Here is a 20,641-nt window from a genome sequence, read left to right on the forward strand (position 1 = left end):
AAAGCTTATAATAACAGCATATAGGGAGGCCCCTCGTCAACGCAATGGCGGGGGGCCTCCCTTATTCTGACCAAAATATTGACCGAGTGGTCTGTTTGTGCTATACTAAATTTTACAGACCATTTGGTCTATTTTTTATAGTAAGGTGATAATATGAAACGTGAGGAAAAAAACGCGCAGTCAAGGCAGCGAATTCTCGAGGCTTCGCTGCGGGAATTTTCCGCCAAGGGCTATGATGGAGCCTCGTTGAATACGGTCTGTACAAAAAACGATATTTCAAAAGGAATCATCTATCACTATTTCAAGGACAAAGATGAGATTTATCTGTTTTGTGTACAGGAATGCTTTGAAAAGCTGACCTCGTATATAACGGATGCCATAAAAGGGATGGCGGGTTCCGTGGAACAGCGCCTGCGCGGATATTTTGACGCAAGGCTTCGGTTCTTCGCGGAAAATCCGCTGTATCTGGGCATCTTCACCGATGCGGCGCTAAACCCGCACGACAGTCTGCTCGGCGATATCACGGAAGCACGCAAGGCGTTTGATGAGCTGAACATCTCCGTATTGACCGGCCTTCTGGAAAGCACTACGCTGCGCAAGGGCGTTACGGTGTCCGCCGTGGTTGAGGATTTCAGAATGTACATGGACTATTTCAATCTGTGTTTCAAGGCGGCGCTGGCCGGAGCGTATTCTCCCGAACAGGCACTCCGTAAACATGAAGAAAGGTGTCACCGGCAGCTCGGTATTCTGCTGTACGGTGTATTAGGTGATAGAGATGAAAACAGATAAAAGTGCATCGAAAGAATCCCTGCTGTCCACGGTCGAACCGTCGAAAGCAATCATCACTCTTGCCATACCGGCGACACTGGCGCTGTTGGCAAAGGCGGTCTACAACATCGTAGACACAGCGTATATCGGCATGCTGCACAGCGATACGGCTCTCGCGGCGGTCGGCGTGACGCTGCCTCTGCTGCTCATTATGGTCTCGGTGGAAAACATATTTGCCGCAGGTGCCGCGGTATTGGCGGGGCGGCAGCTTGGGGCGAACGATAAGGACGGCGCGAACCGCACCGTTACGACCATCGTTGGGCTGTCGATGGTGATCGGTGCCGGTCTGTGCATTTTAGGCATCATCTTTATGGACCCTATCTTGCGGGCCTTTGGCGCTTCCGACGCGGTACTGCCGCAGGCGAAAGACTACGCTTTCTGGATGTTTATCGCCGCGCTGTTTAATCTTCCGGCCCAAAGCCTCAACTGTGCAGCGCGTGCGGAGTCCTCGGTCCGGATATCTTCCATTGCCGTTATCGTCGGTGCGGCGCTGAACGTGGTGCTCGACCCGGTGTTTATGTTCTCGTGGGGCTTTAATATGGGCGTGGAAGGCGCTTCCCTCGCCACTACCGTTTCGCAGTTTGTTACCTTCGTTATCCTGCTATGGTTTTATCTGGGCGGGCATTCCATTATTAAGGTTCAGCCGAAATACTTTAAGCTTTCCGGCAAGCTGGTGTGGGATGTGGTGTCGATCGGAATTCCAACGGCAGTCATCCAGATCTGTCTTGCGGTTGCTACATCGCTGACGAACATCGCAGCAAAGCCGCTGCCGGATTCCGACCTCATTATCGCAGCCTACGGTGTGGTGCAGCGGCTTATCCTTATCGGATGCTATGTTGTCATGGGCTTTATGCAGGGGTATCAGCCGGTGGCATCCTATGCCTTTGGCGCGAAGAACGAAGAACGCTTCCACCATTCGACCCGCTTCGCCCTGCATGGTTCACTGCTGCTGACCGTGGCGGTGGCAGCCGTATATATCCTACTGGCGCAGCCGCTGATCCTGCTGTTCAACCGTAACCCGGCTGTGGTGGAGTTCGGCAAGTGGCTGCTGATCTCACAGGTAGCCCTATACCCGGCTTTCGGCCTCTGCTACATGATGACCATCACCTTCCAGACAATCGGCTCATCGCGCATGGGGCTGTTCCTGTCGCTCATCCGTCAGGGACTGTTTTATGTCCCCTTTATTTTGACGCTGCCGGGTGTTCTCGGCGTAACCGGCATCTACCTCTCCCAACCCGCTGCCGATGTGCTGACCATCCTTGTATGCCTCTTCTTAATCAAACCGATGAAGCGTATCGCCTCCCGGAACATGGGGGTGCAAACAGGGGATACCAATATGAAAGGGTGCCGGGAATCAAATTAACTGCCGTAAACTGCAAAGAAATGAAAGATACCATTCAGTCGCAAAAAGAATGCCCGCGGAATGTTCGAAAACCAACATTCCGTGGGCATTTTATCGCATATGAATCTTAAATAAAAGGGACAGCAAAGAATTTATTCGTAATCGTTGGCAAGGTGGAAATAATCGATCAGATAGAAGAGCAGGCTCAGGATCATTCCTACGATGGTTGCAAGGGCCATGCCTCTAAGCGGGACGGATCCAAGGGGGACAGAGACGCCGCTCAGGCCGGTGATAAATACAACGGAAGTTAACGCCAGGTTGCGGGAACGGCTGTAATCCACTTTCGCTTCAACCAGCAGCCGGATACCGGAGGCTGCAATCATGCCGTAAAGCAGGAAGCTTACGCCGCCGATTACGGGGCCGGGGATGGTTTGAATTAACGCGGTCAGCTTTCCAATGAAAGCGATAATAATCGACAGGATGGCAGCGCCCCCGATTACCTGTACGCTGTACACTCTGGTAATTGCCATAACGCCGATGTTTTCTCCATAGGTCGTAGTGGGAACAGAACCGCAGAAACCGGAAAGCATCGTAGAAATACCGTCGGCCAGCAGTGTTCTGTGCAGCCCGGGGTCTTTAACGAGGTCCCTCCCGACAATCTTGCTTGTTACGAGCTGATGCCCGATATGTTCGGAAATAACCACAAGGGAGGCCGGCAGGATAATACGGATTGCATCCCAATCAAAAATCGGTGCTGAAAAATTCGGTATTGCAAACCAGGGAGCCTGCTGAACCGGCGTGAAATCCACCAAATGAAGAATGCAGGCCAGCACGTATCCGGTAACGATGGCGATCAGTAAGGGAATAACTGCGAAGAATTTACGGAACAGTACGGAGCCGAACACAGCAACCAGTAAAGTAACGAGGAAAACGGCGACGAATTTTGGATCGATACTTTTGTATGTGTCCGAAACCACAATGCCGCCGCTTTGAGCAGCAGTACCCGCAAGCTCCAGCCCGATCAGTGCAACAACAGCGCCCATCGCGGCGGGGGGCAGCACCACATCGATCCATTTGATACCGAAGAAGCGAATGATGAGGGCAACGATACAGAAGACGGCGCCCGCCGCGATAAAGCCGCCCAGGGCGTATTGATAATTCATGGATTTATTGCCGATGATCAGTAAAACAGGCGCAATAAAAGCAAAGCTGGAGCCTAAATAGGCAGGGGCTTTGCCTTTTGTAATGAGAATAAAAATTAATGTACCGATACCGTTCATCAGCAGTACGATCGCAGGGTTCATGTGGAATGTCAGCGGAACGATCACAGACGCGCCGAACATGGCAAACATGTGTTGGAGACTGAGCGGAATGCTCTTCAGGATAGGGACTTTCTCTTCTACTTGGATAATTTCTCTCTGCATGGTGACACCTCAATCTTTTCTTTTGGAATCCGTTAATCAATTGGTACCTTTACCGATGATTAATTTAAGCCAAACTATCTAATTATACGTTTTATAACAAAAGATGTCAAGATGTGAGGGAAAATAAATGAAAATGCAGTTTTAATGCAGAAACATTAATACGGCCAGAGGGCGGATTCTTTCTCCGCTTCGGCTACAGCCTTTTTATAAACCGTGTCGAAGGCTTCGCCATGCGCTTCGGCGGCTCCTTTTACATCCTCATATTCCGGTTTGTATTTTGTAATGCCGCCGCCCCGGCTGACCTTGATACGGATGGAGCCGTACGCCGTCTGAACCGTCTGGAAGGAGGATTTTAAAATCGTGCGGGAACAGGCCGATGCCCGTATGCCCAGCGTTGTGGTGTGCAGAAGCATCAGCCGCGTAAGCTGCTCCTGCAATTGCGGTCTGCACAGGCAGGTCAGAAGAACCGAAGGGCGGCTTTTTTTCATCTGAACCGGCGCTGCAAAAACGTCCAGCGCGCCGCTTTCCAGCAGCCGGTTCATGGCAAAACCGATCGCCTCCGGCGTCATGTCGTCAAGGTTGCAGCGAAGCTCCGCGATTTCGTCCGAATATGCATCGGATTCCGACCAGAAGGCGCGCACGCAGTTTGCCGCCTCGAAGTCCTTCGTTCCCATGCCGCAGCCGATTTTATCCACCCGCATCGGCGGCATCGGGCCGAAACGGGAGACAAAATGCCGCAGAAGCGCCGCGCCGGTAGGCGTGCAGAGCTCGCCGCGGATATCGCCGCCGTAAATGGGTATGCCCGTCAAAAGCCGCGCTGTGGCGGGCGCCGGAACGGGCAGCAGGCCGTGCGCACAGCGGACAAAACCGCTTCCTACATGAACCGGGGACGCCGTGATTTCCTCCGCGCCCAGCAGATGGAACAGCAGACAGCAGCCGACAACGTCGGCGACGGCGTCCAAAGTACCGATTTCATGGAAATGAATTTGTTCCACCGGAACGCCGTGCACACGGGATTCCGCTTCCCCGATTTTCTGATAGACCGCGGATGCGTTTTCCCGGACTTCCTCCGGAACCGGAAGCCGTGCAATCAGGGATTTTATACTTTCATAGTTGTGGCCGGCCATTTTCTCATGGTGGGAATGTTCCGGCGCTTCGGTTTCCTCCTGCCCGTTTACTGAGACAACCATATGACTGCCGGAAATGCCGCACTTCACAGCGGGAATGCAGCGAACCGCAACGCCCGGCAGCCCGAGGGAGTTCATCTGCTTTAAAAAGCCTTCCCGGTCGGGGTAAAGCTCGAGAAGAGCGGCTGTCAGCATATCTCCGGCGGCGCCCATATTGCATTCAAGATACAGTTTTTTCATTTCTTATCCCCCATATGGTTGATCCTGCTGGCGAGGAATCCCGCGCCGAAGCCGTTGTCGATATTCACCACGCTGACGCCGCTCGCGCAGGAGTTCAGCATGGAAAGCAGGGCGGACAGACCGCCGAAATTCGCCCCGTAGCCAACACTGGTCGGCACGGCAATCACGGGGCAGTCCGCAAGGCCGCCGATCACACTGGCGAGCGCGCCTTCCATGCCCGCAACGGCGACGATGACGCGCGCTTCCAGAATGATATCCAGATTGGAAAGCAGGCGATGAAGCCCGGCTACGCCTACGTCGTACAGGCGGGTGACCCTGTTTCCCAGCGCTTCTGCGGTGCGGGCGGCTTCCTCTGCCACGGGAAGGTCGCTGGTTCCGGCGGCGGCAACGACGATGGTGCCGGAAGAAGTAACTTCCGCCCTGCGCCCCGCAATCCCGATTCGGGATACCTCGTCGTAATCCAGCGGGATTTCCTTTTCCACCTTTTTCGCGGCTTCGGGGGAAAGACGGGTAATCAGGATGTTTTCCGAGCCGTTTTCCCGCATAACGGAAGCAATGCCGATAATCTGCTCCGGCGTTTTCCCGCTTCCGTAAATAACCTCGGGCACGCCCTGCCGCAGTTCGCGGTGCAGGTCGACCTTCGCGTAGCCCAAATCCTCGTAGGGACTCATCCGGAGCTTTAAAACCGCTTCTTCGGGGGTAAGGGTACCGTCCTTTACCTCCTGAAGCAGCGCCAGCGTTTTTTTCGTATCCATTTTACCCTTCCTTTCCGCCTCGGGGGGTTAAGTCCAGCAGTACGCCGTCGAACCAGCGGGAAAGTTCCCGCGTAAGTTCTTCCTTCTTCAAAAGCGCCATGGGAAACTGGCTTTCGGGAAGCTGGATTTTCGCGGCGTTGTGGAAATAGCGTACCCGGAAATCGGTGAACCCCATGGAAAACAGGATCGCTTCGCCCTTCGCAACCTGATCGAGCCGTTCGGAAGTAATCTTTGTTCCGGTGGGAATCCGCGTCGCCAGACAGGCGTAAGCCGGTTTGTCATACGTAAACAGCCCGGCCTCTTTGGAAAGCCGCCGGATTTCCGGCTTGGTCAGGCCGCATTCGCGCAGGGGCGAGCGGACGCCCAGTTCCTTTAACGCGCGCATCCCGGGCCGGTCGTCCGCAAGGTCGGAAGCGTTCGTACCGTCCATCAAGAGGGGACAGCCATCCTTTTTTGCAAGTTCCAGAAGCTGTGTAAACAGGGCTGTTTTGCAGTAATAACAGCGAAGCGGGTCGTTGGCGGCAACCTGCGGGCTTTTCAGCACGTCGACTTCCGCAACGGTAAGCGGAACGCCGAGTTCCTCGGCCAGCCGCCGCGCGTCGTCCAGTTCAAACTGCGGCTGAAAAGCGGAATGAATGAAATACGCGTGAACAGCACAGCCGTAATGTTTGGCCGCGTACAGCAGATAGGAGGAATCCACTCCGCCGGAAAAAGCGAGGGCGGCGCGTGGATTTTGTGAAAAGAAGGTTTTCAGATCCATTTTAACTCCTTAAAACGAAAAGGCCCACGGAACGTGAGCCATGCAGACGGTCGGCAAACCGCGGCGCATAGCACATTGCCGTTTCTCTGCGCGGCAATGTTTTCCCGATTTACCACAGCCTGTCCGGTGTTCAGAACCGGATGGTTTACGTTCATGAGCCTTCTGGCGGTATGCATGGCTTCTGCCATGCGTTTCTATCTCAATATTTTACCTTTGAACAGGAGGTTTGTCAATTGGAGCGGCACGGGGCTTCCGTTGACGAACAACCCTTTTGATGCTATGATAATAAGGAATTTTTATGCGGTATATTTTGGAGGAATACAATAGTGAAAGTGGTTGTAATCGACGGCCAGGGCGGCGGAATGGGCCGAAGTCTGGTGGAGAAGCTGAAAACAGAAATTCCCGGCGCCAAAGTGATCGCGGTCGGAACCAATTCCCTTGCCACCTCGGCAATGCTGAAAGCGGGCGCGGACGCCGGAGCAACCGGGGAAAACGCGGTGATTTTCAATTGTTCCAACGCCGATATCATCGCGGGGCCGATCGGAATCCTGCTGGCCAACGGCATGCTGGGCGAAATATCCCCGAAGATGGCGTGCGCCGTTTCCGGAAGCGCGGCGCAGAAGGTGCTGATTCCGGTTTCCACCTGCCGTGTGCACATCGCCGGAGCGGAGGACAAGCCCATGGCGAAGTATATCGAGCAGGCGGTTGAAACGGTGAAGAAACTGACCAGCCAGTGACGGATGGGTTTCCGGCAAATTTTTTTTGGAATCCGAGGAGTGTGAAATCACGGAAAAGATCGAATTTGTTTTTGATACGCAAATGCTGGTCGAGGGCGAAAATATCCCGGTTGATGCGATTCGGGAGCATTTGGAGCATGCTCCGTCCGGCGACAGCCTGCTGGTTGTGGGTGACGAGGAACTTGTCCGGATACATTTTCACACCAATGAACCGTGGGAAGTCATGAAATACCTTTCACAGTTTGGCACGATCTATGATGTGGTTATTGAAAACATGCAAAAACAAAGCGAAGCTTTTGGAAAATAGGGTGCGGGAACGCAAAGTCCCGGGTACCCTGTCATTGGTGTGTTGACTTCCCTCTGAATTGTGCTATAATAGTAAAGCTAAATACCCGCCCGTGGCGAAGCTGGATATCGCAGCAGATTCCGATTCTGAAGGCCGGGGGTTCGAATCCCTCCGGGCGGGCCATAATATTTTAAGCGCTGTTCCGTGCTCGGAGGGTGAGAACCCCCCGGTGCAGGTTGGAAGCAGCGCTTTTTTCTTTCTTCCTGATATTTACCGAAGGGACTCGCGGAACGCGGGCTGAGATTGCACCACCTTCGAATCCCTCCGGGCGGGCCAGCGGCGAGTCGCCGCGCACAGGACGCGCACTTCACATTTGTGGAGTGCGTTTTCTTTTTGCACGCGTCTTTGGCAGACGAACTTTTAACATGTTCTAAGCGCTGTTCCATGCCCGGAGGGTGAGAACCCCCCCGGTGCAGGTTGGGAGCAGCGCTTTTTTAAAAAGGATGGAACCTTCGCAGATTCATTCTTGTGTTTTTGCATGCCTTATGATATGTTAGGTACAGATTATTTAAAGGGAGGACTTGAAATGGGCGATGGAAAGGCACCATGTAAGCACAGATATATTGTGGGTTATATGGCAAGAATGCCGCAGCCATTTTTTCGTAGTTTATCTTGCGATACCTGTGGCCGTCGAATACGGCTCAGCACCCCTTGGAAGGTTTTGTTTATCTTTATCCATTTCATTGCTTTCGTTTTTGCTTATCATGTGGCGTCCTTTGTCCATATACCCTTTTTAGGAAGTACGTTCTTTGTGTCGCTTGTCGTTTTCGTTTTACTCGATTTCATTGTTGTGCAGTTGAATCGACTTATTTTGAGATATGGAAAATGGATCGAGCTTGATTCAAAATAAGTCCATTAAAAGCCGTAACGGGAATTCATCCGGGTGCTTGTATTCTCTAATAAAGCAATGATATACATATTTATGCGCTGTTCTGTGCCCGGAGGGTGAGAACCCCCCGGTGCAAGCCGGGAGCAGCGCTTTTTTCTAAAAAAGCTTGAACCCTCGTAGCTTAATTCTTTTGTTTTTACATTCCTTATGATATAGTTAGATACAGATTATTTATATTATACGAGATTATATGAGGTACCCATGTTAGACTTTCTTAATAGAATTCGGAAGCCGGTATCCATACCCATATCGAAAAAACGACTCTATTCATTTTTTATTCTGCTTGCGGGAATTTTATTGGGAACGATTTCAAAGATGCTTGATGAGACCGCCAGTAATTTCTTGCCTCCGCTGCTTGAAAATCTTGACTTAGGGAATTTCTTTTCACGGATGGGGATTTGGATTTTCTTGGCTGTGCTGATTTCTGTATGCAGCAAAGCTCCTTTTAGGGCTGCCGCTAATGTTTTTTTATTTTTTTCCGGGATGGTGGGCAGCTATTACCTGTATACGGTGTTTGTAGCCGGATTTTTTCCGAAATCCTACATGATGATATGGATTGTATTGACCTGCATTTCTCCGCTTATGGCATTTCTATGTTGGTACGCAAAAGGAAACGGGATCATTTCAATTGTTATCTCGGCTTCCATTTTTATGTTTATGAGCAGACAGGCTTTTGTTTTTGGCTTTTGGTATTTTGATATTAGAAATATCTTAGAATTCATTTTATGGACAGGCACAATATTCGTCTTATATCAATCCCCGAAACAAATAGCGAAAGTGGTTATCTTAGGAATACTAATGTTTCTTCTCGTTTCGCCTTTTCATTTGTTTTGGGGATGGCTGTAGATTACTATATTCGAAATTCATCGGGCACCTGTATTTGCTGATTTTTTGCAATAATCGGCGGAATATGTTATAATGAATGTATAGAATAATGCGTGAATGCAGAGAGGAGTCTTTGTTTGAATACAAAAAAAATCAAAATAGGTGTTGGCTTTGCGACGGGGCGGAAGCATTTTCAGAAAGTGCTGAAAACCTATATTTATAACTGGTGCGAAGAATATGGTTTGCCCCAAAACAAAAGCATCGAAATCCATCCGATTGTTGCATATGACCTGCATTTTGCCAACGCAAAAAAGGCGGATTTTACAAATATCCGGAGCGATTTAAAGGACTTAGTCAGCGAAATTTATTTCGCTGACGCCGAATTTATTAAAAATGAAACCGATGAAATGGTTCGCAGGAACGTAATGAACGAAAAGGAAGCGCGTCTCATTTTCGGCAGCGGGTATGCCGCAAAACGCAATGCGGTGCTTTATACCGCGCTCAAAAAAGGAATGGACTATCTTCTTTTCCTGGATGACGACGAGTACCCTATTGCAGTGACGAATACGCGTTCCGCCGCGGTATGGGGCGGCCAGCATGTGCTGAAAACACATTTGAAATATATAAAAAACGCGGATGTTACCAATGGATATCACTGCGGCTATATATCGCCCATTCCGCAGATTGCCTTTAATGATACGCTGAAGGAAGAAGACTTTAAAGAATTCATTGAGGCGCTGAGCAATGATATTATCAACTGGGACACCATCCATTCCCTGATGAAAAACGGGGGAATCACCTATGCCGACCCCGGCATTATAACGGGGGAAAGGGCCGAAGAAGTACCGGAAGCCAACCATACGAAGTTTATTTCCGGCAGTAACCTGTGCATCAATCTGACCAGCCCGGAGAAGGTTCACCCGTTTTATAATCCGCCCGGCGCGCGGGGGGAGGACACGTTTTTAAGTACATGCCTTACGGACCGCAAGGTTCTGCGAATCCCCTGCTATACCTTCCACGACGGATTTTCAACCTATAACCACTTAATGGACGGTGTACTGCCGATCAAATTAAAGCCGATTCTTCCGGAATCCGAAAAGGTAATCAACCGGTTCTACAACTGCTGTGTCGGCTGGATCCGTTATAAGCCTCTCTTACTGTATATTACACAGAGGGAAGAGTACGAAAAGAAAATTGCGCAGATGCGTTCCACCCTTTCCGAAACGCTCCCGAAGGTCAGCGCGTATTTCGGAAGAGACGACTTTTTGAAAATCCGGAAAGAATTAGACCGGTATGACTCGAACGTTCAAATGCATTATCAACAGTTTGAAGACACAAAAAAGATCTGGGCAAGAATTCTGGAAAGCCTTCGCTGCGAAGCCGAGTCTGCGTAAGCAAAGAACCGCACATGAATTATGGCAGGGTAGCCGTTCACATAGATTACAGGCGCTGTCTCCCTCGGAGGATGAAACCCTCCGAAGGGAGACGGCGCTTTTCTTTTCTTTCAATGGAAACCGGAGGCATTCACGGTATTCCCCGGGGATTTGACCGTATTATCGTAAATGTTTCTAAATTCCATGGACATTATTCCGCACTAGTAGTATAATTTCTGATTATAAAAACCATTTCCTATACGACAAAAGGAGCGATATTGTGAATGTTCTAGTTGTGGGATGCGGAAGGCTGGGCACACGCCTGGCGGAGATTTTGGATGAACACGGGCACGACGTTGCCGTAGTGGATGCCAATCCGGACGCATTCCGAAATTTAAGCGAAGATTTCAGCGGTATGACGGTAACCGGCATGCCGATGGACATGCAGGTTCTGCAAAACGCGGGGGTAAAAAATTGCGACGCGGTGGCGGTTGCCACGCCGGATGACAATCTGAATATTACCGTATCGCAGATTGTCCGCGAGTTTTTCGGCGTGAAAAATGTCGTTGCGCGCATTTCCGACCCGGCGCGCGAAAATGTCTTCAAACGGTTCGGCCTGAAAACCGTCTGCCCGACGAAACTGGCCGGCGACGCGATGTTTACCGCGCTGACGCAGCCGTTAAGCCCCCAGAACCTTTCGTTTGAAACGGCAACGGTCACTTTCCACTGCCGCGCCGTAGACAAAGCGCACGAGGGCGCTTCTGTGGAATCCGTGCCGATGGACAAGGGAGAAACCGTCTTCGGCGTGCTGCACGGGGACGGCGAAATGGAGCTTTACCATTTGGGAAGGAAAATGCCGCTTGCCGAGGGCGATCAGGTGATCTTCGCCAAGGTAGTGGACTGAATTAGGGTGAGAAATGATGAAAATTGTAATTGTCGGCGGCGGAAAGCTTGGCCATCAGATAGCCGGCAGTATGCTGGAAAGAAAATATACGGTTAAACTGGTTGAAAAGGACAAGGCAAAATGTGTACGCCTTGCAAACGAACTGGACGCGGAGGTCATCTGCGGCGACGGTACCGAAATTGAGGTTCTGGACGCGGCCGAAACCAGAAACGCGGACTGCTTTATCGCGGTGACGGGCAGTGATCAGGATAATCTGGTGGCTTCCCAGCTTGCCAGAATCGAATTTAAAGCGAAAAAGGTCATCGCAAGGGCGAACGACCCGCGGAATCTGGATGCGCTCCGGACTTTGGGGACGGGCATCGTTGTGAGCAGTACCGAAATTATTACCAATCTGATTGAGCAGGAAGTGGGCGCGTCCGGGATGCATCTGCTGGCAACCCTGAATAAGGGAAAAGCCAGTATCTGCGCCATTACGCTCGCCGAAAATACGGCGCTGAACGGCACGGCGCTGAAGGATATCACGCTGCCGGAGGGGTCGCTGATCGTTTCCATCGTGCGCGGCGACGACATGATGATTCCGAACGGCTTAACGAAAATCCGGGCCGGAGACGAAATCGTCGCTGTCTGCATGGGCGACAGCCAGAGGGAAATCATGAAGATTCTTGGAACCAATATCGAATAGTATAGAAAGAAATCCCACCGTGAAAACGGTGGGATTTCTTATGCCTTTTTACTGTTAACCGACAATCACTTTGCCTTCTGGGAGGATGGAACCGGTGGAATGGTGTCCCTTTTGCAGCGTCAGCGCCAAGCCGAGCGAAACGGGGCCGACGCGGCCGACATACATTGTAAACGTAACGGCGAGCTTGGAAATCCAGCTAAGCGTCTGCGTAACGCCCGCGGAAAGCCCCACCGTGCCGAAACCGGAGGTTGCCTCAAACAGAGCGTCAACACCGCTGACATCCGGATCGGCGGACAGAATAATCCCGGTGGTAATCAGAACGAGCAGCGCCGCGCTGAAAACGATGGAGAGGGAACGGTAAACCGTAGACTTGTCCAGCCTTCTTTTTAAAATCGTTGCGTCTTCATTGCCCTTCATTACGCTGACAACGGCCGCCACCAGAACCACAAAGGTGGTGGTTTTAATGCCGCCGCCGGTTCCCGCGGGAGAAGCGCCGATAAACATCAGGATTACGGTAATCATTTTTGTAAAGTCGTGCTCTTTCGCGATATCGACGGTGCAGAATCCGGCGGTACGCGGGCTGATCGACTGGAACAGAGAGGCGTTCAGCTTTGTGCCGAAGTCCATGCCTTTCAGGGTGTTGTCGCTTTCGCACAGGAAAAACAGCACGGTGCCCACAATGATCAGGATTGCCGTCATGCCTAAAGCGATGGTGGAATGGAAATTCAAATGTTCCGGTTTTTCTTTATGTATCCGTTTCAAAATCTGGGAGTAATAAATATCCCCCACCACGATGAATCCGATTCCGCCGATTACGATCAGCGATTCCACCGTCAGGCAAATGAGCGGGTCGCTCACGTAGGGAATCAGGTTGCCGTCCTTCATTACGAACCCCAGAATATCAAATCCCGCGTTGCAGAAGGCCGAAATCGAGGTGAATGCAGCGATCCATATTCCTTTCAGCCCGAACTGCGGTACAAAGCGCAACATCATCAGTACCGCTCCGGCTGATTCGCAAAGGAAAGTAAAGGTCAGAATAATTTTTATCAGATGGACGATGTTTATGGTATCTCCGCTCGTGTTCTCCGTCGCAAGCTGCAGATCGCGCAGGCCGAGTTTCCGGCGCAGCAAAAGCGAGAACCCGGTGGAGAACGTAATAACGCCCAGTCCGCCGATCTGGATCAGCAGGATGATGATCACCTGGCCCAATACATTCCAGTGGGTCCAGGTGTCGAAAGCGACCAGCCCCGTAACACAGGTTGCCGAGGTCGCTGTAAACAGCGCGTCCACAAATCCCGTGGGCAGTCCGCTTCGCGATGCGACCGGAAGGGTAAGCAAAAATGCGCCCACAAGAATGACGATGGCAAAGCTGACGACAATCAGCCGGACCGGCGGAACATTTTTCATCCGCCTTTTTACCTGAAACGCTTCTTCTCCCATACAAGAAACACCCCAAATTCAGAATATTTTTCTTTTTTCCTCAACCTTTTGCAGAGCCGCCACCAGGGGCAGCCCAAGGAAACAGCAGATTACAAGCTCTCCCGCGCCAACGGAAAGAGCGGCGCTCCAAAAGCCCGCCCACGAAAAGCCCTGCGTGGAAAGCACCGCGATTTCAAGCCCGACGATCACCGCGTTAAACAGAACGGGGGGCAGCGGCGCAAGAAAAGGAACCTTCTTTATACGCACGTTTCGCAGCCGGCGGGTTACCATTGCCGCCAAAAGGGTGGCCAGCGTGCCGAATACCATGTCGGCCGCGCCGTAGCCGCTCCAGATATTGGAAAGCAGGCATCCGACTGCAAGCCCGGGGACAGCCGCCGGGGTGAATACCGGCAAAAGGGTAAGTGCTTCGGAAAAACGAAATTGTACAGGGCCGTAAGCCAGATTTGCCGTTGCCGCCAGCAAGGTCAGCACCGTGTAAATCGCGGCGATCATGGCGCCCTGCACCAGATACTTCAAGTGCTGTGAATTTCTTCTCATATTCAGTTTCCTCCGTAGTTTTGTTTAAGGTCAGGATGTTGCGACTGACCGTGCCGTTACCGGCAATACATTACATTACTACAAATAGAGGAAAAAAGCAACCGGATTCGGGATCATTTTCTCCTGATACCCGAAATTCCGGCTGCGCTTCTATTCCTTATATGTCGTTGTCCCCGGTTTCCTCCGTTTCCGGAAGCTTTTCAATCAGGATTTTCGTTATCCGGCGTTCCTCCACTTTCTGAACGGTAAGCTTAAGATTTTCGATCTGTATGCTTGGGTGTTCATCCGGTTTGGGGATTCGGCCCAGCATTTCCACCACAAGGCCCGCGATGGTGTCGTAGTCGCCCTCGGGCAGCTCCACACCGACCAGATCGGAAATTTCATAAATGGAAGTACCGCCGTCCACGGTAAACTTGTTATCGTCCACTTTATGTATTTCCTCTTCTTCGTGGTCGTATTCATCCTGAATGTTGCCGACAATGGATTCCAGCATATCCTCCATGGTGACAATACCCTCGGTGCCGCCGTATTCGTCTACAATAATCGCGATCTGCGTCCGGTTTTCGGTCATCTCCGCAAAAAGCTGGCTGCAGTGCTTGCTTTCCGGCACAAAATAGGCCGGGCGCATCAGGTCGGTGATTTTCGTATCGGGGTTTACCGTTCTGCCGACAAACGGGAGCAGGTCCTTCACGTAAATCACGCCGAGCACCTCGTCCAGATCCTCGTGGTAAACCGGGATTCTGGAATGTCCGTCTGCCACGGAGAGGTTCACTACGTCCTGAACCGTTGCGGTGTCCTCCACCGCATCCACGTCGGTACGGTGCGTCATTACCTCATTGGCCGTAATATCGCTGAAATCAAAAATATTGGAAATCATGTCCTTGGCGGTTTCGCCGATTACGCCCTTTTCCTCGCCGGCGTCCACCATCATCAGGATTTCTTCTTCGGTGACGGTCTGTTCGGGGGCGTTGGGGTCAAAGCCGAGCAGCTTTAAAACCACGTTGGTGGAAAAGGACAAAAAGGCGATGAACGGCCGAAACACGAGGGAAGTGCCGTTTAAGATGCCGATAAACTGAAAAGAAAGCTGTTCGGCGCGCTGCATGGCGATCTTTTTCGGTACCAGCTCGCCCAGAACAAGCGAGAAATAGGAGAGAAGCAGGGTAATCAGGACGGTGGAAACTCCGTAAATAAAGCTGTGTGAAGCAGGCAGAAACGCGAGCGCATCCGCCAGCCTTCCGGCAAAGCTCTGCGAAGCCGAAGCGGAGGTTAAGAATCCGCTCAGGGTAACGCCGACCTGAATGGTGGCGAGAAAACGGCTGGAGTTCTGGGTGAGCCGCAGAATCTGCGCGGCTTTTTTGTTGCCGTCCTCCGCCATTTTCTTTATTTTATTATCATTTAAGGTAATGACCGCGATTTCGCTTGCGGAAAAAAATGCGTTGATAAAAATAAGGACAAGCAAAATCAGGATGGAAACAAACGGGCTCGCCCGCTGCGGTTCCGCGGCAGCGGGAAGTACATTTAACAGTTGAAAAAATGAGCCGTCAGGTTCGGGAGACATTCAGTTTTCCCCTTTCGGAATTTAAATTTATGATATTCTTATTTTAACGTATTTTAAATGGAAATGTCAATCAGCCGGCGGCAGGCTTCGCTTCTGCGCGCGGGAGGAATTGAAAGCCGCAGGGACGTAGCTGCCAAAACCCGCTTTACAGGGGTTTCGGCGCCCCAAAAACGGGGAAATTCCGGGGCCTTTTCACGAACTTGTTATGAGGATGTAAATTCTACCGGGTTTTAAGGAAATATTCTTTACATATCCTAAGAAAGATGATAAAATTTAGACAAAGGTATGCGTATTCGACCGTACCGTAGTAAATGGATTATCCTTAAAGGAGGAAATAAAAAGAAATGGATTCTAGAAAGATGAAAACTATGGATGGCAATAATGCCGCCGCGCACGTTTCTTACGCGTTCACGGATGTTGCAGCCATCTACCCGATCACCCCGTCTTCTGTTATGGCTGACGAAACAGACAAATATGCGGCGGCCGGCAGAAAAAATCTTTTCGGCAGAGAAGTTAAGGTTACCGAGATGCAGTCCGAAGCAGGCGCAGCCGGTGCTGTGCACGGTTCTCTGTCAGCGGGTGCGCTGACCACAACCTACACCGCTTCACAGGGTCTTCTTCTGATGATCCCGAACATGTATAAGATGGCCGGCGAATTCCTGCCGAGCGTTATTCACTGCTCCGCTCGTTCCCTGTCGACCCATGCTCTTTGCATTTTTGGCGACCATTCCGACATTTATGCATGCCGCCAGACCGGTTATGCAATGCTGTGCTCCAACAGCCCGCAAGAAGTTATGGATTTGGGTGCGGTTGCCCACCTTTCTGCGATTAAGGGCCGCGTGCCTTTCCTGCATTTCTTTGACGGTTTCCGCACTTCCCATGAAGTTCAGAAAATTCACATGTGGGATTACGCCGATCTGGGCGAAATGCTCGACTGGGATGCCGTTGAATCCTTCCGCCGCAACGCGATGAACCCGGAGCATCCGGTAACACGCGGCACGGCTCAGAACGACGACATGTTCTTCCAGGCAAGCGAAGCCGGAAACGAACAGTACAACAAACTTCCGGATGTTGTTATTGATTATATGAATCAGGTCAACGCCAAAATCGGCACCGATTACAAGCCGTTCAACTACTACGGCGCGCCGGACGCCGAAAGAGTAATCATTGCAATGGGCTCCGTCTGCGAAGCAGCGGAAGAAGTTGTGGATTACCTGAACGCGGCGGGCGACAAGGTCGGCCTGATTAAAGTAAGACTTTACAGACCTTTTGTTGCGAAATATCTGATCGATGTGATTCCGAAATCTGTTAAGAAGATTTCCGTACTCGACCGGACAAGAGAGCCGGGCTCCATCGGCGAGCCTCTGTATCTGGACGTTCTCGCAGCCCTCAACGGCACCGAGTTCGGCTGTGTTCCGGTTTACACCGGCCGCTACGGCCTTGGTTCCAAGGACACAACCCCGGGCCAGATCGTTGCCGTTTACCGCAACATGGAAACAGACGCACCGAAGAAGCGCTTCACAATCGGCATTGTCGATGACGTTACGCATCTTTCCCTCGAAGTTAAGGAAACGCCGGACACAACTCCGAAGGGTACGCATTCCTGCAAATTCTGGGGCCTCGGCGCCGACGGTACCGTTGGTGCAAATAAGAACTCCATTAAGATTATCGGCGACCACACCGACATGTACGCGCAGGGTTACTTCGCCTACGATTCCAAGAAATCCGGCGGCCTGACCGTTTCCCACCTGCGTTTCGGCGACAAACCGATCAAATCCACCTACTATATCAGCCAGGCTGACTTCGTCGCCTGCCATAAGCCTTCCTATGTGGATGAGTACGATATGGTTCAGGATCTGAAGAAGGGCGGCAGCTTCCTTCTGAACTGCCAGTGGGATCTCGAAGAGCTCGACAAGAGACTTCCGGGCAAAATGAAGAAGTATATCGCGGACAACGATATCAACTTCTACACCATCGACGGTATCAAGCTTGGCAAGGAAATCGGTCTGGGTGGCCGTATCAACACCATCCTCCAGTCCGCTTTCTTCAAGATTGCCAACATCATTCCTTCCGACAAAGCCATTCAGTACATGAAGGATGCCGCTCTGCATTCTTATGCAAAGAAAGGCCAGAAGGTTGTCGATATGAACTACGCTGCCATTGAGCGCGGCGCAACCGATTTCGTTAAGGTACAGGTTCCGGAATCCTGGAAGAACTGCACCGACGACACCGTGGTTAAGAAGGCTACCGGCTCCAGACAGGATACGGTTGACTATGTCAACAACATCATGAATCCTGCCAATAAGTACAAGGGCAATGAGCTTCCTGTTTCCGCCTTTGTCAACATGGCCGACGGTACGGTTCCGGCCGGTTCCGCTGCTTACGAGAAGCGCGGCATCGCGATCGACGTTCCGGAGTGGATTCCGGAGAACTGCATCCAGTGTAACTTCTGCTCCTATGTCTGCCCGCACGCGGTTATCCGTCCTGTCGCAATGACACAGGCCGAAGCCGACGCGGCGCCGAAGAGCCAGAAATTCAAGGACATGACCGGTATGCCCGGCATGAAGTTCGCCATGACCGTTTCCACCTTCGACTGCACGGGCTGCGGCTCCTGCGCCGTAGTCTGCCCGGGCACAAAGGGCAACAAGGCGCTCGTTATGAAGCCGATCGATTCCCAGGCTGCAAGCCAGGAGGGCTTCGATTACGGCCTTACCGTTAACGAGAAACCGGAAGTTGCGGAGAAGTTCAAGGAAACCAGCGTAAAGGGCAGCCAGTTCAAACAGCCGCTGCTCGAGTTCTCCGGCGCCTGCGCGGGCTGCGGTGAAACTCCTTATGCAAAGCTGATCACACAGCTCTTCGGCGACAGAATGTATATCGCCAACGCGACGGGCTGCTCCTCCATCTGGGGCGCTTCCGCACCGGCAACGCCTTACACCGTTAACAAGAAGGGATTTGGCCCCGCATGGAACAACTCCCTGTTTGAAGATAACGCAGAGTTCGGCTACGGCATGACGCTCGCCCAGAACGCAATCCGCAGCAGACTGGCGGAATATGTTGAGAAGATCGAAGCTTCCGACAATGCTTCCGCTTCCCTGAAGGACGCCTGCAAGAACTACCTTGCAACCGCACAGGACAGCAGCGCAAACCGTCCGGCTACCGACGCGCTGATTGCACAGCTCGAAGAAGCGGCAAAGGGCAGCGACGAGGTTGCCGACCTTGCGAAGAAGACCTTAAAGGATAAGGACTACCTCGCCAAGAAATCCATGTGGATCTTCGGCGGCGACGGCTGGGCTTACGATATCGGCTTCGGCGGCGTTGACCATGTTCTTGCTTCCGGCGAGAACGTCAATATCTTCGTCTTCGATACCGAAGTTTACTCCAACACAGGCGGGCAGGCTTCCAAGTCCACCCCGATCGGTTCCGTTGCACAGTTTGCCGCGACCGGTAAGGCGACAAAGAAGAAGGATCTTCCTGCAATTGCAATGAGCTATGGCTACGTTTATGTTGCTCATATTGCTATGGGCGCGGACTACAACCAGTGCATCAAGGCGATTACGGAGGCCGAAAGCTACAACGGCCCGTCCCTCATCATTGCTTACGCACCGTGCATCAACCACGGCATTAAGGGCGGCATGAGCATTGCTCAGCTCGAGGAGAAGAAGGCGGTTGAGGCCGGTTACTGGAGCAACTTCCGTTACGATCCCCGTCTTGCGGAGCAGGGCAAGAATCCGTTCCACCTCGACAGCAAGGCTCCGACAGCCAGCTATCGTGACTTTATCATGGGTGAGGTTCGTTACAACTCCCTTACCCGCGCATTCCCGGAGCGCGCGGAGACTCTGTTCCAGAAGGCCGAAAAGATTGCGGCCGAGAACTACGAGCGTCTCGCAAAGCTCTCCAATATGGACTAATCTATTTACTGTAAAGGGCCCCGCACAATGTACAATGTGCGGGGCCCTTTTGTTGTCTTAAAAAATAAGCGGAGATGATTGTAAATAGAAATTTTTTGTTTAAAAAATGCATAATATAAAATAATTGTCTTGATGAACTATCATTATTGTATTATATTTACTATAATAGAATATAAAGGGAGTTTACACTTCTTACCACAAAATAGCAATATCAAGGAGTGCTGTTATGAAAAAGAAAATCGGTTTCGGCATTTTCTTTATAGCCGTTTTACTGTTTGCCGGAATCATTGGTTTCCATAATTATTCTGCAAACAATGAAATCAACAGCAATGATGAGGGGCTCATTCATCTTGAAAACTATCAAAAAGATACAAGAGAAAGATTTATTGCAGGTCTCGCGCTGCAAAAGAAATTAATCTATGAACAGGCTGACGCTTTGGAGAAAGAAGAAACAGCAAGCATGGGGTCGCAGTCCCCTGACCGGGAAATCCGCTATAAAACGATTGATAAACTGGCAGGCTCCATAAAAGGCAGCGGCTATAGCCAAGAGGTTTACATCAAAACCGAAGTGAAATATGTGTGGGACACGGCAAAAAATGAATTGGTAAGCATAGAATCGTTTGCTCTGCCGGTTACCTATCTGCCCGGTGTATCCGCTTCGGCGGTAACCCTGAACGGCTCAGCTTTTAATATAGAAAAGGGATCAACCTCGCGAAGAATGAGCCAAACCGCTACTTTTGCCATCGTTGAAAAAGAGAATATTCCGGTGGGTGATGATATCGTATCCATTCGAAAAGCGGCTGGAGGATATGAGATTTCCACTCGCGCGAAAACATATGCAATCCATATTACAGCATCTGATTTATGATAAAAGGAAAGAGCGGTTTCTCCTTATTTCGTAAGGCGGAAACCGCTCTTCTGCGCTGTATGCAGAATTTTTGTTTCAAGAATTGGTGATAATTTAAT

At 51.3% G+C, this 20,641-nt stretch carries 19 protein-coding genes and 1 tRNA gene; 12 read left to right on the forward strand and 8 right to left on the reverse strand.

Annotation, left to right across the window (positions count from 1 at the left end):
* Nucleotides 1-153: 153 nt before the first annotated feature.
* On the forward strand, nucleotides 154-789 hold the full coding sequence (locus OUY18_RS03365; RefSeq protein ID WP_268057302.1) for a TetR/AcrR family transcriptional regulator: 636 nt from the start codon (nucleotides 154-156) through the stop codon (nucleotides 787-789).
* Nucleotides 776-2,191 carry an MATE family efflux transporter gene (locus OUY18_RS03370; protein ID WP_268057303.1) on the forward strand — a complete coding sequence of 472 codons (1,416 nt, stop codon included), beginning with the start codon at nucleotides 776-778 and terminating at the stop codon, nucleotides 2,189-2,191. Before OUY18_RS03365 ends, OUY18_RS03370 begins: the two co-directional genes overlap by 14 nt.
* A gap of 131 nt (nucleotides 2,192-2,322) precedes the next feature.
* Here the strand turns inward: OUY18_RS03370 and uraA are convergent, their stop codons facing one another.
* The 5 genes from uraA to OUY18_RS03395 form a co-directional block, all read right to left on the reverse strand.
* Nucleotides 2,323-3,594, reverse strand: coding sequence for a uracil permease (uraA, locus tag OUY18_RS03375; protein ID WP_268057304.1), 1,272 nt, complete (start codon nucleotides 3,592-3,594; stop codon nucleotides 2,323-2,325).
* A gap of 155 nt (nucleotides 3,595-3,749) precedes the next feature.
* Nucleotides 3,750-4,961, reverse strand: coding sequence for a nickel pincer cofactor biosynthesis protein LarC (gene larC / locus OUY18_RS03380; protein WP_268057305.1), 1,212 nt, complete (start codon nucleotides 4,959-4,961; stop codon nucleotides 3,750-3,752).
* On the reverse strand, nucleotides 4,958-5,716 hold the full coding sequence (gene larB / locus OUY18_RS03385) for a nickel pincer cofactor biosynthesis protein LarB (protein WP_268057306.1): 759 nt from the start codon (nucleotides 5,714-5,716) through the stop codon (nucleotides 4,958-4,960). The genes larC and larB overlap by 4 nt, the downstream gene beginning before the upstream one ends.
* A 1-nt stretch (nucleotide 5,717) precedes the next feature.
* Entirely contained in the window at nucleotides 5,718-6,476 is a 759-nt protein-coding gene (gene larE / locus OUY18_RS03390; protein ID WP_268057307.1) for an ATP-dependent sacrificial sulfur transferase LarE, read from the reverse strand.
* A complete protein-coding gene (locus tag OUY18_RS03395; protein WP_268057308.1) occupies nucleotides 6,467-6,664 on the reverse strand; it encodes a hypothetical protein in 198 nt (65 codons plus the stop codon). The genes larE and OUY18_RS03395 overlap by 10 nt, the downstream gene beginning before the upstream one ends.
* Before the next feature lie 138 nt (nucleotides 6,665-6,802).
* Between OUY18_RS03395 and OUY18_RS03400 the strand changes: the two genes are divergently transcribed.
* The 8 genes from OUY18_RS03400 to OUY18_RS03435 all read left to right on the forward strand — a co-directional run bounded on the left by OUY18_RS03400 (nucleotide 6,803) and on the right by OUY18_RS03435 (nucleotide 12,232).
* Nucleotides 6,803-7,213 (forward strand): DUF3842 family protein, encoded by a 411-nt coding sequence (locus OUY18_RS03400; RefSeq protein WP_268057309.1) that lies wholly within the window; start codon nucleotides 6,803-6,805, stop codon nucleotides 7,211-7,213.
* 25 nt (nucleotides 7,214-7,238) lie between these two features.
* Entirely contained in the window at nucleotides 7,239-7,520 is a 282-nt protein-coding gene (locus OUY18_RS03405) for a kinase to dihydroxyacetone kinase (RefSeq protein WP_268057310.1), read from the forward strand.
* A gap of 85 nt (nucleotides 7,521-7,605) precedes the next feature.
* Nucleotides 7,606-7,682, forward strand: a tRNA-Arg gene (locus OUY18_RS03410).
* A gap of 403 nt (nucleotides 7,683-8,085) precedes the next feature.
* Complete coding sequence (locus OUY18_RS03415; protein ID WP_268057311.1) at nucleotides 8,086-8,409, forward strand: hypothetical protein; 324 nt, start codon at nucleotides 8,086-8,088, stop codon at nucleotides 8,407-8,409.
* Between the two features lie 240 nt (nucleotides 8,410-8,649).
* Nucleotides 8,650-9,294 carry a DUF6518 family protein gene (locus OUY18_RS03420; protein WP_268057312.1) on the forward strand — a complete coding sequence of 215 codons (645 nt, stop codon included), beginning with the start codon at nucleotides 8,650-8,652 and terminating at the stop codon, nucleotides 9,292-9,294.
* A gap of 116 nt (nucleotides 9,295-9,410) precedes the next feature.
* On the forward strand, nucleotides 9,411-10,667 hold the full coding sequence (locus OUY18_RS03425) for a hypothetical protein (protein WP_268057313.1): 1,257 nt from the start codon (nucleotides 9,411-9,413) through the stop codon (nucleotides 10,665-10,667).
* 259 nt (nucleotides 10,668-10,926) lie between these two features.
* Nucleotides 10,927-11,550 (forward strand): potassium channel family protein, encoded by a 624-nt coding sequence (locus tag OUY18_RS03430; protein ID WP_268057314.1) that lies wholly within the window; start codon nucleotides 10,927-10,929, stop codon nucleotides 11,548-11,550.
* Nucleotides 11,551-11,566: 16 nt separating this feature from the next.
* Nucleotides 11,567-12,232 (forward strand): potassium channel family protein, encoded by a 666-nt coding sequence (locus OUY18_RS03435; protein ID WP_268057315.1) that lies wholly within the window; start codon nucleotides 11,567-11,569, stop codon nucleotides 12,230-12,232.
* A 54-nt stretch (nucleotides 12,233-12,286) separates the two neighbouring features.
* On the opposite strand, the gene OUY18_RS03440 is transcribed toward OUY18_RS03435, so the two are convergent.
* The 3 genes from OUY18_RS03440 to OUY18_RS03450 all read right to left on the reverse strand — a co-directional run bounded on the left by OUY18_RS03440 (nucleotide 12,287) and on the right by OUY18_RS03450 (nucleotide 15,767).
* On the reverse strand, nucleotides 12,287-13,672 hold the full coding sequence (locus tag OUY18_RS03440) for a TrkH family potassium uptake protein (protein WP_268057316.1): 1,386 nt from the start codon (nucleotides 13,670-13,672) through the stop codon (nucleotides 12,287-12,289).
* A gap of 18 nt (nucleotides 13,673-13,690) precedes the next feature.
* Complete coding sequence (locus OUY18_RS03445) at nucleotides 13,691-14,209, reverse strand: QueT transporter family protein (protein WP_268057317.1); 519 nt, start codon at nucleotides 14,207-14,209, stop codon at nucleotides 13,691-13,693.
* A gap of 157 nt (nucleotides 14,210-14,366) precedes the next feature.
* Entirely contained in the window at nucleotides 14,367-15,767 is a 1,401-nt protein-coding gene (locus OUY18_RS03450) for a hemolysin family protein (protein WP_268057318.1), read from the reverse strand.
* A 344-nt stretch (nucleotides 15,768-16,111) separates the two neighbouring features.
* On the opposite strand from OUY18_RS03450, the gene nifJ reads away from it, so the two are divergent.
* Nucleotides 16,112-19,675, forward strand: a complete 3,564-nt coding sequence (nifJ, locus tag OUY18_RS03455) for a pyruvate:ferredoxin (flavodoxin) oxidoreductase (protein ID WP_268057319.1) — start codon at nucleotides 16,112-16,114, stop codon at nucleotides 19,673-19,675.
* Nucleotides 19,676-19,901: 226 nt separating this feature from the next.
* Entirely contained in the window at nucleotides 19,902-20,543 is a 642-nt protein-coding gene (locus OUY18_RS03460) for a hypothetical protein (protein ID WP_268057321.1), read from the forward strand.
* Nucleotides 20,544-20,641: the final 98 nt, after the last annotated feature.

This window comes from Caproiciproducens galactitolivorans (assembly GCF_026672255.1).
Lineage (GTDB): Bacteria > Bacillota > Clostridia > Oscillospirales > Acutalibacteraceae > Caproiciproducens > Caproiciproducens galactitolivorans_A.